The organism is Diaphorobacter oryzae DSM 22780, from assembly GCF_059568935.1.
In genome coordinates this window covers 588,975-605,352 of record NZ_JCANUL010000001.1, presented here as the reverse complement: position 1 = coordinate 605,352, position 16,378 = coordinate 588,975, and the positions used below count along the sequence as shown (strand labels likewise).

The following is a 16,378-nucleotide window of genomic DNA, read 5'->3' as shown; positions in this document are numbered from 1 at the left end:
ACCCGCGCCAGTCAAGGCCCGGGACGGATTGCCCAAGCTTTGGGCAGCGCGCGGGCGGGTGGCGCCAGCGGGGCCGGGTCAGGCGGGGGTCTTGCCCGGCTGCGGCTGCGGGCGCGTGCGGTAGAACTGCATCGGCTGCTCCTGCATCTCCTTGAGGTGCTGGTTCATCACCGACTTCTTCATCTTGCCCACCACGTGCATCTCGCAGGGCTTGCAATCGAAGCGCAGGGTGAGCTTTTCCTTGCCGTTGATCAGCTGCAGCGGCTCGGCCTTGATGGTGCCCTTCACGCCGATCACGCCCTTGGCCTGCTTGGGGCACAGGCTCATGGAGAAGCGCACGCAGTGCTTGGTGATCATCAGGCTCACCTCGCCTTCTTCCTCTTTCGATTCGTAGGCGGCGTCGATCACCTTCACGCCGTGCTTCACGTAGAAGTCGTGCGCCTTGTGGTTGAACACGTTGGCCAGGTAGGTCAGCGTGTCTTCGGGGAAGGGCGCGGGCGGCTCCACCGGCACGGCGCGCGGCAGGCGCATGAAGCCGGCGGCGCGCGCCTGCTCCAGTGCGGCGGTGGCGTCGCGGCGCAGCTGGTTGAGTGCGGAGGCGGGCACGAACCAGGGCTGCGTGAGCTGCAGCGCAATGTCATGCACGGCGAAGATCGTCGTGCCGAAGCGGCCCAGCTGCTCGCGCAGCGTGGCCTCGGCCTTGGCGGCGTCGGTGGCGCTCTGGTGCGGCTGCGCGATGGCGGCCTGGCCGGCAAAGCCGTCCTCGTCGGTCAGCGTCAGCGCAAAGCCGTCGGCCGTTTCCCGGAACTCGGCCCACAGGCCGATGCGGCGCTCGCTGCTCTTCTTCTCCAGCGCGCGCACCCACTCCATGTCGCGGTTGCGGTTGATCTCCAGGCCCTTGCGCAGGTCCTTGAAGCTGGCGATCTCGTTCTTGGGGAACACGCGCCAGATGCCCTTTTTGGCGTTCACGGCCTCGGCGCGGTTGATGTGCACGCCCACCAGTTCCTTTTGCAGGTCGTAGTAGCACAGGCCGTCGCCGTTGTGCAGCTCGGTGGCCTTGTCGCTGGCCTCCAGCTCGAACCACTTGTCGCCGATCTGGGTGACCCAGCCGATGGCGCGGCCCGGCGTCTTGGGTGTGTCGAAGGCGCCGATGTCGTCCTTGCGGCCGTTGACGAAGTAGTCGGTGAACTCGCGGTTGAAGTTCTGGTCCGGGTCGGGCTCGAAGTTGAAGGTGGTGCGGCCGCTGGAGGAGCGCGCCAGCGGCTGCTCGGAGAACTCGCGCTCCTCGATGATCTCGTCCAGCAGCTTGCGGTAGTGGGCCGTGATGTTCTTCACGTAGCCCATGTCCTTGTAGCGGCCCTCGATCTTGAAGCTGCGCACGCCGGCGTCGATCAGCGCGCGCAGGTTGTCGCTCTGGTTGTTGTCCTTCATGGACAGCACATGCTTTTCGTGGGCGATGATGCGGCCGCCCGCGTCCAGCACCTCGTAGGGCAGGCGGCAGGCCTGGTTGCAGTCGCCGCGGTTGGCGCTGCGGCCGGTGTGGGCGTGGCTGATGAAGCACTGGCCCGAATACGCCACGCACAGCGCGCCGTGGATGAAGAATTCAATGGTGGTGCGCGCGGGGTCGGTGGCGGCGCGCACGGCGGCAATCTGGCCCAGGTCGAGTTCGCGGGCCAGCACGATCTGCGACAGGCCCGCGTCCTGCAGGAAGCGCGCCTTCTCGGGCGTGCGGATGTCGGTCTGCGTGCTGGCGTGCAGCTGGATGGGCGGCAGGTCGAGTTCGAGCAGGCCCATGTCCTGGATGATGAGGGCGTCGGCGCCGGCGTTGTAGACCTGCCAGGCCATCTGGCGGGCGCCCTCCAGCTCGTCGTCGCGCAGGATGGTGTTGAGCGTGATGAAGATGCGGCTGCCGAAGCGGTGGGCGTGCGTGATGAGCCGCTCCAAGTCGCGGATGTCGTTGCCCGCCGTGGCCCGCGCGCCGAAGGCCGGGCCGCCGATGTAGACGGCGTCGGCGCCATGGTTCACGGCCTCGATGCCGATGTCGGCGTCGCGCGCGGGGGAGAGGAGTTCGAGCTGGTGGGGCTGGAGAGACATAGGGCGCGAATTATCCCGGTGTCTGCCCGGGCTTGCCGGGGCAGGGGTACGCCGGCAGAAGGGACTTGTATGCGTCTGGCAAAATCGCGGGTTTTCCCGGGTGGTTCATGGACAAGGGCGCTAGGCGCGCGTGTGGCTTGTGCGCCTGCGGTTTTCACCGCCAGCGGCACGGCATGAGGTTGCGCCAGCCAGAGCGGTTCTTCCTCTGACATCACATGGATATACAGTTCGGCACCTACTACACCCTGATCCTCGCGGCTATCGTGCTGCTGGTGGGTAAGTTCCTCGTGCAGCGCGTTCGCTGGCTGCGCGAGTTCAACATTCCCGAGCCCGTCGCGGGCGGCCTGGTCGCGGCGCTCATCTCCTGGGGCCTGAACGCCGTCTTCGACGTGCGCGCATCGTTCGACACCAGCCTGCAGACGGCCTTCATGCTGGTGTTTTTCTCCTCCATCGGCCTGAGCGCGAACTTCCTCAAACTGCGCGAGGGAGGCATGGGGCTGATCGTCTTCCTGCTGGTCGTGGTGGTGTTCATCGTCGTGCAAAACAGCGTGGGCGTGGCGCTGGCCACCGCGCTGGGGCTCGACCCGCTGATCGGCCTGATCGCCGGCTCCATCACCCTGGTGGGCGGGCATGGCACGGCCGGGGCCTGGGGCGCGGTGCTGGAAAACGACCATGGCATCCAGGGAGCCATCACACTGGGCATTGCCTGCGCCACCTTCGGCCTGGTCATCGGCGGGCTGATCGGCGGGCCGCTGGCCAAGTGGCTGATCCAGCGCCACGGCCTGAAGCATCCGCAGAGCACGGGCGACGCCGGCGCGCTGGAGGCGGGCACGCCCAACTTCGAGTTTCCGCACAAGACGCGCCTGATCACGGCGGACGCGGCCATCGAGACCATGGCCCTGTTTGCCGGCTGCCTGGCCTTTGCCGAGTTCATGGCCCAGCTCACCAAGGGCACGGCGCTGCAGCTGCCCACCTTCGTGTGGGCCCTGGCCGGCGGCGTGCTGATCCGCAACGTGCTGGACTATGTCTTCAACTTCGAGGTGTTCGACCGCGCCATTGACGTCTTCGGCAACACCGGGCTGTCCGTCTACCTGGCGATCGCGCTGCTGTCGCTCAAGCTGTGGGAGCTGGCGGGGCTGGCCGGCCCGCTGGTCATCATCCTGGGCGTGCAGGCGCTGGTCATGGCGGCCTACGCGGGCTTCATCACCTTCCGCCTGATGGGTCGCAACTACGATGCGGCCGTGCTGTGCGCCGGGCATTGCGGCTTCGGCATGGGCGCCACGCCCACGGCGGTGGCCAACATGCAGGCCATCACCAACCAGTACGGCGCCTCGCACAAGGCGTTCCTGATCGTGCCCATGGTGGGTGCGTTCTTCATCGACCTGGTCAACGCGGTGGCCATCCAGGTCTTCATCAAAATGTTTGGTTGAGCGCCTGTCACGGCGGGGAGGACAAGCGATGCGCATGGGGTTCGGACTGATCGGGCTGCTGCTGGCCCTGGCCATCGTGGCCGTGCTGGTCAAGAAACAGATGGGCGCCACGCGCGTGGCCGTGCCGCCCGCCGTGCAGGGCCTGCCGGCGCAGACGCCCACGGATGGCGCGGAGCCCGCGACGGTGCGCGAGCAAAGCCAGCAGATTCAGCAGCAGTTCAAGCAGCAGATGGACACGCTGATGCAGCAGCCGCGCGGCCTACCCGAAGATTCGCAGTAAAAACAGCCTTTTGCGCTTGATGGGAAAGCGCGAATAGCTATTAAAAGATGAGCGAAGCCGACGACGCCACCTGGATGCGCGAGGCCCTGGCCCAGGCGCGCGCCGCCCTGCAGGCGGGCGAGGTGCCCGTGGGCGCCGTGCTGGTGCGTGACGGGCAGGTGATCGCCACCGGGCGCAATGCGCCCATTGCCTGCCACGACCCCACGCAGCATGCCGAGATGGCCGCGCTGCGCGACGCTGCGCGCCAGATGGCCAACTACCGGCTCAACGGCTGCACGCTCTACGTCACGCTGGAGCCCTGCGCCATGTGCAGCGGCGCCATGCTGCACGCGCGCCTGCCGCGCGTGGTCTATGGCGCGGCAGACCCCAAGACCGGCGCGGCGGGCTCGGTGGTGGACCTGTTCGCCGAGCCGCGGCTCAACCACCAGACGCGGGTGGAGGGCGGTGTGCTGGCCGATGAATGCGGCGCGCTGCTCAGCGACTTCTTTCGCGCGCGCCGTCAGGCCCAGCGCGCGCAGCAGCTGGCCGCCCACCCGCTGCGCCAGGACGCGCTGCGCACGCCCGAGCGCGCCTTTGCCGGCCTGCCGGACTACCCCTGGGCGCCGCACTACCTGAGCGACCTGCCCGCGCTGGCCGGCCTGCGCCTGCATTACCTGGACGAAGGCCCGCGCGATGCGCCCCGCACCTGGCTGCTGCTGCATGCCAGCCCGGCCTGGAGCTACCAGTTCCGCCACATGCTCCCCGTGTTCACCGCCGCCGGCGACCGCGTGGTGGCGCCCGACCTGATCGGCTTCGGCAAGAGCGACAAGCCCAAGAAGGAGGGCGCGCACGGCGCCGCGTGGCACCGCCAGGTGCTGCTGGAGCTGCTGCAGCGCCTGGACCTGCACGATGTGGTGCTGGTGGCGCAGGGCGGCGCCTTGGGCCTCGCGCCGGCCCTGGCCGCGGCGCGGCGGCTGGCGGGCGTGCTGTCGCTGGAGGCGCCCGTGCCCGGCGGCGGGGCCTATGACGCGCCGTTCCCCGACGCCGGCCACCGCGCCGCGCCGCGCGCCTTTGCCGGGTTCCGGGCTGAAGACGCCGCGGCGCAGGCGGCGCCGTGGCCTCGGCTGAGCCTGCGCTGCGCGCCGGACGAGCCGTCGTCGGCCCGGGCCGCGGCCGCGCGTGCTGTGGAATACTTTCGTTTTTGATCCCTGGCGCCGCTGCTGTGGCGCCCCCTTCTGCACGGAGCGCGCCCGCAGGGGCGCGAAACACCGCCTTGTCCCTCGATCACGATCACGACCACTGCGGCCACGACCACGGCCCGCGGCACATCTACATCTACTCTCCCTCCGGCGCCGTGCGCGACAAGGCCGCGTTCCGCCGCGGCGTGGCGCGACTCAAGGCCCTGGGCCATGAGGTGGAGGTGGACCCCGACGCGCTGGCCGCCCACACGCGCTTCGCCGGCGACGACGCCACGCGCCTGGCGGCCATCCACCGCGCGGCCGCCAGCGGCGCCGACGTGGCGCTCATCAGCCGCGGCGGCTACGGCCTCACGCGCATCCTGCCCGGCATCAAGTACAAGGCCGTGGCCAAGGCGGTGGAACAGGGCACGCAGTTCGTCGGCCTGAGCGACTTCACGGCTTTCCAGGCCGCGCTGCTGGCCAAGACCGGCGCCACCACCTGGGCCGGCCCGGCGCTGGTGGGCGACCTGGGCGTGCAGGGCGAGCCCGACGACATCATGCTGGCCTGCCTGGAGGATTTGTTCACCGGCCACGGCGAGGGCAGCGGCTGGCGCATGCACCACGAAAAGCCCCGGGCCGACGGCAGCCCCGCCGTGCGCGACGTCTACGTGAAAAAGGCGCAGCTGTGGGGCGGCAACCTGGCGATGCTGTGCTCCCTGATCGGCACGCCGTACTTCCCCGAGGTGAAGGGCGGCGTGCTGTTCCTGGAGGATGTCGGCGAGCATCCCTACCGCGTCGAACGCCTGCTTGCCCAGCTGCTGCACGCTGGCGTGCTCGCCAAGCAAAAGGCCGTCGTGCTGGGCCAGTTCAATGGCTACCAGCTCGGCGCCCACGACAAGGGCTTCAAGCTGCAGAGCGTGGTGGACTGGCTGCGCACGCAGATCAAGGCCCCCGTGCTCACCAACCTGCCGTTCGGCCATGTGCCCACCAAGGTGCTGCTGCCCGTGGGGGCCGAGGTGTCGCTGTCCGTGGAAGGGCGCGATGCGCTCATCTACTGGGGCCATGCGCATTGATTTGCTATCAATAAGTGAGCTTTTGCGCAATATGGACGGCCTTTTCGCGCTGATTTGATGCCTTTTTGCGCCAGGCGCTGCCGCCGGCCGTCGTTTTTTTGCCAACCCGGTTCGGCGGGAATGCCTGGTAAACCAGCCGGGTGGTCAATCTGCATAAGATGCGCCGGTGGCTTCGCCGCAGCGCGCTCCGGCGAAGGGGCGCGCGGGCGGGGTGTGTGGTGCAGGCAGCATGAGGAAGGGGCCGAGTGGAAGCAGGCGTGAACTCCGTCAAGACCGTGGTGTTTGCAGACATTGCAGGCAGCACGGCGCTGTATGAGGCGTTGGGCAACGAGCGTGCGGCGGCCCTGGTGGCGGAGCTGACGCGGGGCATAGGCGCCTCCATCCAGGCGCATGGCGGGCGCGTGGTGAAGAATCTGGGCGACGGCGTGCTGGGCGTGTTTGCAGACGCCCAGGATGCCGTGCAGGCGATGGTGGACCGCATGCGCGCGCACCGCCAGTGGGCACGCACCCAGCCGCAGGCGCTGCGCGTGGAGATGCGCGTAGGCCTGGCCTCCGGCGACGTCGTCGATGTCGGCGGCGACTGCTATGGCGATGCGGTGAACGTGGCCGCGCGCCTGTGCGAGCGCGCGGGCATCGCCGAGATCTGGGCCACCGAGGCCCTCGTCGCCGGCCTGTGGGCGCCGCGGGGCGTGCGCTTCATCCGCCTGGGGCTGCTGGAGGTGCGCGGCAAGGCCGACCCGCTGCTCATGTACCAGGTCGAATGGCGCGAGGAGGAGGACGTCGATTCGCTGACTATGCCCGCGGGCCTGATGAGCGACTTCGCCACGCTGGCCACCGGCCCCGCGGAGATTCAGCTGTCCTGGCGCGGCGACAGCCTGTCGTTCACCTCCGCGGAGGCGCCGGTGCAGGTGGGGCGCGCGCCCGATTCGCAGCTGTGCATCGCAGACCCCCGGGTGTCGCGGCTGCATGCGCGCGTGGACTGGCGCAACGGCGCCTTCGTGCTCACCGACCTCAGCAGCTTCGGCACCTGGGTGCGCTTCCAAGGCAGCGGCACCCCGCCGGTGCAGCTGCGGCGCGACAGTTGCCTGCTGCACGGCACGGGCGAAATCGCACTGGGCGTGCCCTTCGCGGACGCGAGCGCGCCGACCGTCGCCTTCCAGGTGGCAGGCTCCAGCATGCGCCTGGGCTGAGGCCCGGGGCCTGCGGGTGCGCCCCGGCGTTTGCCTAGGGCGGCGCGGCAGGGATGCGGACTGCGGCGAAGAGGATTACAGTGGGGCGGACTGGCTGGGTCGGGCTTGCGCCCCGGCTGGGCAGTGCCAGGTATTTCCACTCACTTCGTTCAGGAGATATCCCCTCATGTCCACCACCCACACCTCCTATCCCTCGGCCTCCCAGTCGCTGTCGCTGCTGGTGAGCCGCCTGCTGATGGCCTGGCTGTTCCTGCCGGCCGGCATCGGCAAGATCACGGGGCTTGCCGGCACGGCGGGCTATGTGGCATCCAAGGGCCTGCCCATGCCCGAGGTGATGACGGTCCTGGCCATCATCGCGGAGGTGGGCGGCGGCATCGCGCTGCTCATCGGCTTCAAGACCCGCTGGGCGGCGTGGGGGCTGGCGCTGTTCTCGGTGGCGGCGGCCGTCTTCTTCCACAACTACTGGGCGCTGCCCCTGGCGGAGCAGGCCATGCAGCAGATCAACTTCACCAAGAACCTGGCCATCGCGGGCGGCTTGCTGGCGCTCTCCGTCTGCGGTGCGGGCGCGTGGAGCGTGGACGGCGCGCGGCGGGATGCATAGAGCCTACGACAACGGAGGAACAGCGCTATGAGCGTGCAATTGCAGCGTTTTCAGGGCGCGCCCATGGCGCAGCACCTGCATATTCGGGCCCATGAATGGGTGGTGGACGGTACGCAGGAAGAGGGCGGCTCCGACGCCGGCCCCAACCCGCACGACCTGTACGACGCGGCGCTCGGCGCCTGCAAGGCGCTCACGCTGGTGTGGTATGCGCGTCGCAAGGGCTGGGCCGTGGAGGATGTGCGCACGGTGGTGGAGCGCGACGCCTCGCAGGAGCGCGCCGGCGTCTATCGCCTGGCCACGCGCCTGCAGGTGCAGGGCGACCTGAGCGACGAGCAGATGGCGGAGCTGGAGACCATTCTGGGCAAATGCCCCGTCCACAAGCTCATGACCCGCGTGACGACCGAGATCACCACCACCGTTGAGCGCATTCCGCAGCTGGCCGCTCCCGGGCACGCGCCATGACGCAGCGCGCTCCAGAGACGCAGACGCCGCCCCGGCTGACGGGGCATTTCAAGGACCTGGGCGGTGGCTTCACCGTGCGCCGCCTGCTGCCTGCGCTGCAGCGCCGGTCGGTGGGGCCGTTCGTCTTCTTCGACCATTTCGGCCCAGCGACGGTGACGCCGGCATCCGAATACGACGTGCGGCCGCACCCGCACATCGGGCTGGCCACGGTCACCTACCTGTTCGAGGGAGCGATCATGCACCGCGACAGCCTGGGCTCGGTGCAGCAGATCGAGCCCGGCGCCATCAACTGGATGACGGCCGGGCGTGGCATCGTGCATTCCGAACGCCGCCCGCCGGCGCTGGCGGACAGCACCTATGTCAGCCACGGCATCCAGCTGTGGGCGGCCTTGCCTGGCGCACACGAGGAGGCGGAGCCCGCCTTCGTGCACACGGCCGCCGCAGACATCCCGCGCCACCAGGCCGGCGGTGCCACGGTGCGCGTGCTCATCGGCTCGGCCTTCGGGCAGACCTCCCCCGTGGCGACGTTCATGCCCACGCTGTACCTGGACCTGCAGCTCGAACCCGGCGCCGTGCTGGAGCTGCCACCGCTGGCGCCCGAGATTGCGCTCTATACGGTGGACTCCGGCCTCTGGCTGGACGGCGAGCGCATCGGCGCCCAGACCCTGGCGCTGCTGGAGCCCGGGCAGGTGGCGCGCCTGCGCGCCACCGAGGCCGGCGTGCGCTGCATGGTGATCGGCGGTGCGCCGCTGGAGGGGCCGCGCCACATCTGGTGGAACTTCGTGTCCAGCCGCAAGGAGCGCATCGTTCGCGCGGCGCAGGACTGGGAGGAGGGCGCCATGGGCAGCGTGCCCGGCGAGACCGAGCGCATCCCCCTGCCGCCGCGGCGCTTCAAGCCTTGAAGTTTGAAGTCAAATAGGGCTCTAGCGCTTTATGGATAAGCGCTAGCAGCTCATTTTTCAGGAGTTTTTTGGGGGCTGCCGGCCGGACTGGCCAGATCCGCGCCCAGCACCTCGCGCTCGTCGAACACGAAGCAGCCGCCGTGGTAATGCGCCCCGTCCGTCAGCTCGAAGTACTTGAGGATGCCGCCCTCGAGCTGGTAGACGTTCTGCACGCCTTCCTCCGCCATCAGGATGGCGGCCTTCTCGCAGCGGATGCCGCCGGTGCAGAAGCTCACCACCGTCTTGCCCGCCAGCTCGTCCTTGTGGGCGCGCAGGGCGGCGGGGAACTCGGTGAACTTTCCGATGCGCCAGTCGATGGCGTTGTCGAAGCTGCCGTGGTCCACCTCGAAGGCATTGCGCGTGTCCAGCGTGACCACGGGCCGCCCGGCATCGTCGTGGCCGGTGTCCAGCCAGCGGCGCAGCGTGGCCGGGTCGACCGACGCGGCGCGCCCCGCCGCGGGGCGGATGGCGGGCATGTCCATGCGGATGATCTCGCGCTTGACCTTCACCAGCATCTTGCGAAAGGGCTGCGTGGCGGACCAGCTTTCCTTGTACTGCAGCGGTGCGAAGCGCGGGTCGGCACGCAGTGCGTCCATGAAGCCGCGCACGGCCGGCGCCGGCCCGGCGAGGAACAGGTTGATGCCTTCCTCGGCCAGCAAGATGGTGCCCTTGAGCGCCGCCGCGGTGGCTCGCGCGTGCAGCCGGTCGCGCAGGGCCGGCGCGTCGGCCAGCGGCACGAACAGGTAGCTGGAGATGTTGAGGATGTCGTTCACGCTCGCCTTGCCGCGCGGGCCGTCATTCGGCCGCGGGGGCGAGCAGCGTGGACTCGACCTTGTTGGCCAGCTGGGCCACGGCCAGGGCGGCGGGGCAGCCGGGCATCTGCAGCATCAGCAGCTGGCGGCGCATGACCGCGTCGCGCACGGAGGCATCGGCCGGAATGTCGCCCATGTGCACCAGCCGTATGGGCCGGCCGGTGGTGGTGGTGACGAAACGGTCCAGCACCTGCTGCAGCTGGCTGGTGATCGCGCGCCCGTCGCCCGGGCGCGCGGCCTGGTTCACCACCATGCGCACCTGCTGGCGCTTTTGCTGGGTTGCCAGCACCTTGATCGCGGCATAGGCATCGGTGAGCGAGGTGGGCTCGGGCGTGGCGACGATGAGCACCTCATGGGCCAGCGACACGGAGAACAGCACCACGTCGGAGATGCCGGCGCCGGTGTCGAGCAGCACCACGTCGTAGCGCGGCGCCAGGGTCTGGATGACGTTGAAGAATTCGTTGCGCACCTCGGGCGTGAGGCGTGAATACTCGACCATGCCCGATCCGGCCAGCAGCACGGAAAAGCCGCCGGGCGCCTTGATCACGGCGTCTTCCAGCTGGGCCTTGCCGGTGAATACGTCGTGCAGCGTGATCTTGGGGTGCAGGTTCAGCACCACGTCCAGGTTGGCCAGACCCAGGTCGGCGTCCAGCACCAGCACGCGGTGCCCGCGCCGCGTGAGCGCGGCGGCCAGGTTGGCCGATACGAAGGTCTTGCCCACGCCGCCCTTGCCGCTGGTGATGGCAATGATGCGGGCATCGACCGGCGCGCCCACGGCGGGCAGGGTCGCGGGCGCCGGAGTACCGGCCGAGGGGGTTGTCGATTGAGGGGACAGCGCGTCGTTCATCGCTTGGCTTTCAATAGGCGCTGCCTGTGGATGGATCCAGAGGCGGGGGCAGGTCGCCCCATCCCGATGGAGTGTATAGCGGGCCGAACAGCAAACTCTTCTCCTCTGCGCTCACGGTGCTGTCGGGTTGCTCCTCGATGCTGATTCGGTTGCGCCCGCCGACCTTGGCCTTGTAGAGCTCGGCATCGGCGCGGTCGGTCCACAGCGCGGTGGTGCTGCGAATCCACTGCAGCGCGAAGGCGCCGCCGATGCTCACGGTGATGTTCAGCGACAGGGAGGGCGAAACCCGCACCGGCGTGGATTCGACCGCGCGGCGCACGCGCTCGGCGATCACGCTGCCAAAGCCGAACTGGCAGGCGGGCAGCACGATGGCGAATTCCTCGCCGCCGTAGCGGGCGACGGTGTCCATGGGGCGCACGCAGGATTCGAGGGTGCGTGCGACCGACTGCAGCACGATGTCGCCGGCCAGGTGGCCGTGGGTGTCGTTGACCTGCTTGAAGTGGTCGATGTCGAGCATCAGCAGCAGCGCCGCTTCACCGGACCGGGCCACGCGGTCGATCTCGCGCTCGAGCACGGCGCGCACATGGCGCCGGTTGGCCAGCCCCGTGAGCGGGTCCTTGAGCGAAATTTCGCACAGCCCGTCGATCAGGTTCTGCAGATACAGCAGCGGTGTCTGTCCATGCAGGGTGATCTCGGAGCCCAGGGACTGGGCCACCAACGCGTGTGCCGTGGCCAGGCGCAGATCGCGGAGATGGACGGAAGCGGAAGGCGCGGTTTTGGTCACAAAATGAAACAAATTACCCTGCAGGCAGTTTAGCAGCTAGGGCGTTTTGTCCTCGTGCGCAGGGGAAATATCGGGGGGAGGCTCTGGGTTTCCCTGCGTCGAGGCGGAGGGATTTGCGGCCGGTGGGCGCTCTTGCCGGAGCGCGGCGATGGCTTCCGCATCGGTTCGGTAGGTGATGAAGTTGGGACCGTGTACGAGGGCCCCAGCATTTTCCAGCGTGCGCTGCACGGGCAGCTTGATGCCGGTCACATGCAGCACGCCGCCGCGGCCCTGCAGCAGCGCGCGCAGCCGCATGAAGGTCTCGACGCCGGTCACGTCAATGCGGTTGATGGGCAGCGCGAACAGGCACAGGTGCCGCATGTCGGGCCGGCTGGCCAGCTCGTCGGCGACCCGGCGCTCCAGCGCGTTGGCGGAGGCGAAGTCCAGCTCCGCATCCATGCGCAGTGCCAGCACCTGGGGCGCGAGCGGGGCGAGCTGCCACAGGTGGCGGTCGCGCAGGCTGCCGTCCGGGTGCAGGCCCACTTCGATGATGCGCGGGTGCAGGCGCTGGTAGAGAAAGTGGCTCAGGTTCATCAGCAGGCCCACCAGCACGCCCCAGTACATGCGCGGCGCCGTGGCCAGCGTGAGCCCGAAGGTCACCAGGCCGATGGCAGTCTCCACCCGCGAGACGCGCCACAGCCGGAGCATGCCGGCGGGCTTGATCAGGCTGGTGACGGCCGTCACCACCACGGCGGCCAGTACCGACTGCGGCACATGGTAGAGCGCGGGCATGAGCCACAGCAGCGTGGCCAGCACCAGCACCAGCGCGAACAGTGTTGCCCAGCCGGACTTGGCGCCCGCATACAGGTTGATGGCGGAGCGCGAGAACGAGGCGCTGGTGGCGAAGCTGCCGCACAGGCCCGAACTGATCTTGGCCAGGCCGTGGGCAATCAGGTCCTGGTTTTCGTTCCAGCGCGTGCCGCCCTGGTGGTGCTCGACCTTGGCGCTGGATGCCGTTTCCAGAAAGCTGACCAGCGTGACCACCATGACCGGCATCACCAGCGCGCCCATCTCGTCCCATGAGAGCCATCCCGGCCAGTAGGGCGCGGGCAGGCCCGAGGGCAGATGGCCGATCACGGCGCCGTCGGCATCCGCATAGCCCAGGGCCCAGCTGACGAGCGCGGCCAGGGCGATGACCACGATGGCGGCCGGAAAGCTCGACCGCCAGCGCCGCGCCAGCACCAGAAGCGCCAGGCTGCCCAGCCCGAAGGCCAGTGCGGTGAGGTCGAAATGGTGCAGCGACGGGCTTGTGGCCAGTGCGCTCCAGCCCGTGCGCAGGCCCAGCAGCGCCGGCAGCTGCGACGCCAGGATGAGCAGGGCCGCCGCCTGCGTGAAGCCGTTGAGCACGGGCGAGGTGACCAGGTTGAGCAGCCAGCCGAAGCGCACGGTGCCTAGCACCAATTGCAGCAGGCCCGACAGCAGGGCCATCCATGCGGCCAGGGCCACCCAGTGCGCGCTGCCGGGCTCGGCCATGCCGGTGAGCGATGCGCCGATGAGCAGGCTGGTGAGCGCCGTCGGCCCCACGCCCAGCCGGGTGGAGGAACTCCAGAGCACGGCGATCAGTGCCGGCACCAAGGAGGCGTAGATGCCCGTCACTAGGGGCATGCCCGCCAGTGCCGCGTAGGCCACGCCCTGCGGCACCAGCATCAGCCCGACGGTCATGCCGGCCCAGAACTCTCCCCGCAGCAGTTGGGCCGTGGGGCGCGGCCAGGCCAGGAAGGGAAACCAGCGGTGCAGATAGCGAGCGGACATGCGGGGATTGTCGCGCCGCTCGCCCTGGGGCGGCGCCAGCGCTGCCGTTGTCCTACTGCGGCTTTGGCCCTTTCTGGCGCCTGCCCGGCGACAGGCCCGGCGCGTTGGCATGTGCATCGGCGGGGCAGGGGCGACTCCGAGCGCCGCACGCTGCGGCTTGCGCCGGCTGCCGCTAACATCCGCGCATGACCGAGCCCACTGCAACCGATCTGTCCACCCGCCTCATTCACCACGACTACACGCCGCCCGCGGGCTTCCAGGCCCCGCAGCCGGCGGTGCACAAGGCGTCCACCGTGATCTTCCCGAACGTGGCAGCCATGCGCGCGCGCGAGTGGAAGGACAAGAGCAGCTACACCTACGGCCTGCATGGCACGCCCACCACCTACCAGCTCGAGGAGCGTATCGCCACACTGGAGGGCGGGCTGCAATGCCTGCTGGCGCCCAGCGGCCTGGCGGCCGTCGCCACCGTGTCGCTGGCCCTGCTACGCCAGGGCGAGGAGGTGCTGATCCCGGACAACGCCTACGGACCGAACAAGGCGCTGGCCGAGGTGGAGCTGCGCCACTACGGCATCCGGCACCGCATCTACGATCCGCAGGACCCGGCCGACCTGGCCGCCAAGATCAGCGACGCGACGCGGCTGGTGTGGCTGGAGGCGCCGGGCTCGGTCACGCTGGAGTTTCCCGATCTGCCGGAGCAGGTGCGCATCTGCCGCGCACGCGGCGTGACCAGCGTGCTGGATAACACCTGGGGCGCGGGCCTGGCCTTTGCGCCCTTCGACCTGCTGGGCGATGGCCAGCTTGGCGTGGACATCTCCGTGCACGCGCTCACCAAATACCCCAGCGGCGGCGGCGACGTGCTCATGGGCAGCATCACCACGCGCGACGAGGGGCTGCACCTGCGCATCAAGCTCACGCACATGCGGCTGGGCCTGGGCGTGGGGGCCAACGACGTGGAGGCTGTGCTGCGTTCCCTGCCCAGCATGGCGCTGCGCTACCGCGCGCACGACGTTGGCGCGCGTGCCCTGGCACGCTGGATGGGCACGCAGGCGCCGGTGGCGCAGGTACTGCACCCGGCGCTGCCGGATGCGCCCGGCCATGCGCACTGGAAGGCACTGTGCGGTGGCGCACACCAGGGCGAGGGCGCGGCGGCCGGCCTGTTCAGCGTGGTCATCGACGCGCGCCATACCCAGGCGCAGGTCGACGCGTTCTGCGATGCGCTGCAATTGTTCAAGCTGGGCTACAGCTGGGGCGGGCCCATGAGCCTGGTCGTGCCCTATGACCTGCGCGCCATGCGTTCGGGCGCTCCTGCGCACCTGAAGGCCGGTTCTGTGGTGCGCTTTTCGGTGGGGCTGGAAGAGGTGGCGGACCTGCGCGAGGACCTGGCGCAGGCCATGCACAGGGCCTTTGCCTGAGGAGACTGCCGGGGCTCGGGCGCCTGGCGCCGGGCTCAGTCGGCCGTGGGGTGGGCCACGCCCAGCCGCTCGTGCAGCCGGGTGCTGGTGGTGGTGTATTGCAGCGCCACCGGCGCGTCGTTCAGGAACTCCGCGGCACCGAAGGCGGCCAGGGTGGCCTCGTGGAAGCCGCACAGGATCAGCTTGCGCTTGCCGGGATAGGTGTTGATGTCGCCCACGGCGTAGATGCCGGGCACGCTGGTGCGGAAGGACTCCGTGTCCACCACGAGCTGCTTGCGCTCCAGGGCCAGGCCCCAGTCGGCGATGGGCCCCAGGCGCGGGGAGATGCCCAGGTAGGCCAGCAGCAGATCCAGTGGCAGGCGCTGTGCCTGGCCTTGGGGGTCGAGCAGATCCAGGGCCTGCAGCCGGCCGTCGGGCGCGGCATGTGCGCCGGTGATCTGGCCGATGGCCACGCGGATGCGGCCGGCCTCGCGCAGCGCCTGCAGCTGCGCCAGCAGTGCCGGTGCGGCCTGAAAGGCGTCGCGGCGGTGCAGCAGCGTCACGCTGGCGGCCTGGGGCGCGCAGGCCAGGGCGACCTGCACGGCGGCCTCGTCGCCGCCATGCACCACCACATGGCGGCCTTGGCTGGCGCTGGCGGCGTCATTGTCCCCGGGGTGGTAGAACACCTGGCGGCCCACCAGCGCGTCGATGCCGTCCACCTTGATGGTGCGCGGCACGAAGGCGCCCACGCCAGCGGCGATGAAGACGGTGCGCGCCAGCAGTGCCGTGCCCGCGGTGGTCTGCAGCAGCATGCGCCCGTCGGCCTGCACGGCCAGCGTGCTGACCTGCTGGCCCAGGTGGCGCGTGGGGGCGAAGGGGGCGATCTGCCGTTCCAGCAGCGCCACCAGTTCACGCCCGGAGCACACGGGCACGCCGGGAATGTCGTAGATGGGCTTGTCGGCGTAGAGCTCGGCGCATTGCCCGCCCGTGTGGGGCAGAGCGTCGATCAGGTGGGCCGAAATGCCCTGCAGCCCGAGCTGGAAGACCTGGAACAGGCCTACCGGGCCCGCGCCGATCACCACGGCATCGACGGGCTGCGGCGAGGGGGCGGCGCTGGCGAGGGCGGGCATGCAGGCGGGCGGGGCAGGCGCGCTCAGCGCTCCAGGTGCGCGATCTTGCCGGGCTTGCCGTTCCAGTCGTCGGCCTCCGGCAGGGCGGCCTTGCGCTTGGTGATGCTCTTGAACTTGGGCGTCAGCTCGGCGTTGAGCTTGATGAACGCCAGCTGATCCGCGGGCAGGTCTTCCTCGGCGAAGATGGCGTTGGCCGGGCATTCGGGAATGCACACGGCGCAGTCAATGCACTCGTCGGGGTCGATCACGAGGAAGTTCGGGCCTTCGCGGAAGCAGTCCACGGGGCACACATCCACGCAATCGGTGTATTTGCACTTGATGCAGTTTTCGGTGACGACGTGAGTCATGGGAATCGGTGTGTTCTTGCTATACGGTGTAACCCGCGATTCTAGGCC

16 protein-coding genes are annotated in these 16,378 nt (G+C 69.4%); 9 read left to right on the top strand and 7 right to left on the bottom strand.

Annotated elements, in window-relative coordinates:
* Positions 1 to 78: 78 nt before the first annotated feature.
* Positions 79 to 2,094 carry a peptidase U32 family protein gene (locus BP68_RS02795; protein ID WP_496368863.1) on the bottom strand — a complete coding sequence of 672 codons (2,016 nt, stop codon included), beginning with the start codon at positions 2,092 to 2,094 and terminating at the stop codon, positions 79 to 81.
* Between the two features lie 215 nt (positions 2,095 to 2,309).
* On the opposite strand from BP68_RS02795, the gene gltS reads away from it, so the two are divergent.
* From gltS to BP68_RS02755, 8 genes are all read left to right on the top strand, one after another.
* Entirely contained in the window at positions 2,310 to 3,524 is a 1,215-nt protein-coding gene (gltS, locus tag BP68_RS02790) for a sodium/glutamate symporter (protein ID WP_496368861.1), read from the top strand.
* 28 nt (positions 3,525 to 3,552) lie between these two features.
* Positions 3,553 to 3,804 carry a hypothetical protein gene (locus BP68_RS02785; protein ID WP_496368859.1) on the top strand — a complete coding sequence of 84 codons (252 nt, stop codon included), beginning with the start codon at positions 3,553 to 3,555 and terminating at the stop codon, positions 3,802 to 3,804.
* A 47-nt stretch (positions 3,805 to 3,851) separates the two neighbouring features.
* Positions 3,852 to 4,988 (top strand): tRNA adenosine(34) deaminase TadA, encoded by a 1,137-nt coding sequence (tadA, locus tag BP68_RS02780; RefSeq protein WP_496368857.1) that lies wholly within the window; start codon positions 3,852 to 3,854, stop codon positions 4,986 to 4,988.
* Positions 4,989 to 5,056: 68 nt separating this feature from the next.
* Entirely contained in the window at positions 5,057 to 6,034 is a 978-nt protein-coding gene (locus tag BP68_RS02775; RefSeq protein ID WP_496368855.1) for an LD-carboxypeptidase, read from the top strand.
* Positions 6,035 to 6,291: 257 nt separating this feature from the next.
* The gene (locus BP68_RS02770) at positions 6,292 to 7,224 is read left to right on the top strand and encodes an FHA domain-containing protein (protein ID WP_496368853.1); all 933 of its coding nucleotides are present in this window, start codon (positions 6,292 to 6,294) and stop codon (positions 7,222 to 7,224) included.
* A gap of 166 nt (positions 7,225 to 7,390) precedes the next feature.
* Positions 7,391 to 7,825: a DoxX family protein gene (locus BP68_RS02765; protein WP_496368851.1), complete on the top strand. Its 435-nt coding sequence runs from the start codon at positions 7,391 to 7,393 to the stop codon at positions 7,823 to 7,825.
* Between the two features lie 27 nt (positions 7,826 to 7,852).
* Entirely contained in the window at positions 7,853 to 8,287 is a 435-nt protein-coding gene (locus BP68_RS02760) for an OsmC family protein (protein ID WP_496368849.1), read from the top strand.
* Complete coding sequence (locus tag BP68_RS02755; protein WP_496368847.1) at positions 8,284 to 9,189, top strand: pirin family protein; 906 nt, start codon at positions 8,284 to 8,286, stop codon at positions 9,187 to 9,189. Before BP68_RS02760 ends, BP68_RS02755 begins: the two co-directional genes overlap by 4 nt.
* A 50-nt stretch (positions 9,190 to 9,239) precedes the next feature.
* Here the strand turns inward: BP68_RS02755 and BP68_RS02750 are convergent, their stop codons facing one another.
* From BP68_RS02750 to BP68_RS02735, 4 genes are read right to left on the bottom strand one after another with little or no spacing between them, the layout of a single operon-like run.
* The gene (locus tag BP68_RS02750) at positions 9,240 to 10,001 is read right to left on the bottom strand and encodes a sulfurtransferase (protein ID WP_496368845.1); all 762 of its coding nucleotides are present in this window, start codon (positions 9,999 to 10,001) and stop codon (positions 9,240 to 9,242) included.
* Between the two features lie 22 nt (positions 10,002 to 10,023).
* Entirely contained in the window at positions 10,024 to 10,887 is an 864-nt protein-coding gene (locus BP68_RS02745; RefSeq protein WP_496368843.1) for a MinD/ParA family protein, read from the bottom strand.
* 10 nt (positions 10,888 to 10,897) lie between these two features.
* Positions 10,898 to 11,671 carry a GGDEF domain-containing protein gene (locus BP68_RS02740; RefSeq protein WP_496368841.1) on the bottom strand — a complete coding sequence of 258 codons (774 nt, stop codon included), beginning with the start codon at positions 11,669 to 11,671 and terminating at the stop codon, positions 10,898 to 10,900.
* Positions 11,672 to 11,707: 36 nt separating this feature from the next.
* On the bottom strand, positions 11,708 to 13,462 hold the full coding sequence (locus BP68_RS02735) for a SulP family inorganic anion transporter (protein ID WP_496368839.1): 1,755 nt from the start codon (positions 13,460 to 13,462) through the stop codon (positions 11,708 to 11,710).
* 185 nt (positions 13,463 to 13,647) lie between these two features.
* Here BP68_RS02735 and BP68_RS02730 point away from each other — a divergent pair, with 185 nt between their 5' ends.
* On the top strand, positions 13,648 to 14,874 hold the full coding sequence (locus BP68_RS02730; protein ID WP_496368837.1) for a PLP-dependent transferase: 1,227 nt from the start codon (positions 13,648 to 13,650) through the stop codon (positions 14,872 to 14,874).
* A 35-nt stretch (positions 14,875 to 14,909) separates the two neighbouring features.
* Here the strand turns inward: BP68_RS02730 and BP68_RS02725 are convergent, their stop codons facing one another.
* Positions 14,910 to 15,983: an NAD(P)/FAD-dependent oxidoreductase gene (locus BP68_RS02725; protein ID WP_496368835.1), complete on the bottom strand. Its 1,074-nt coding sequence runs from the start codon at positions 15,981 to 15,983 to the stop codon at positions 14,910 to 14,912.
* Positions 15,984 to 16,006: 23 nt separating this feature from the next.
* Positions 16,007 to 16,330, bottom strand: a complete 324-nt coding sequence (fdxA, locus tag BP68_RS02720; protein WP_496368833.1) for a ferredoxin FdxA — start codon at positions 16,328 to 16,330, stop codon at positions 16,007 to 16,009.
* Between the last annotated feature and the right edge of the window lie 48 nt (positions 16,331 to 16,378).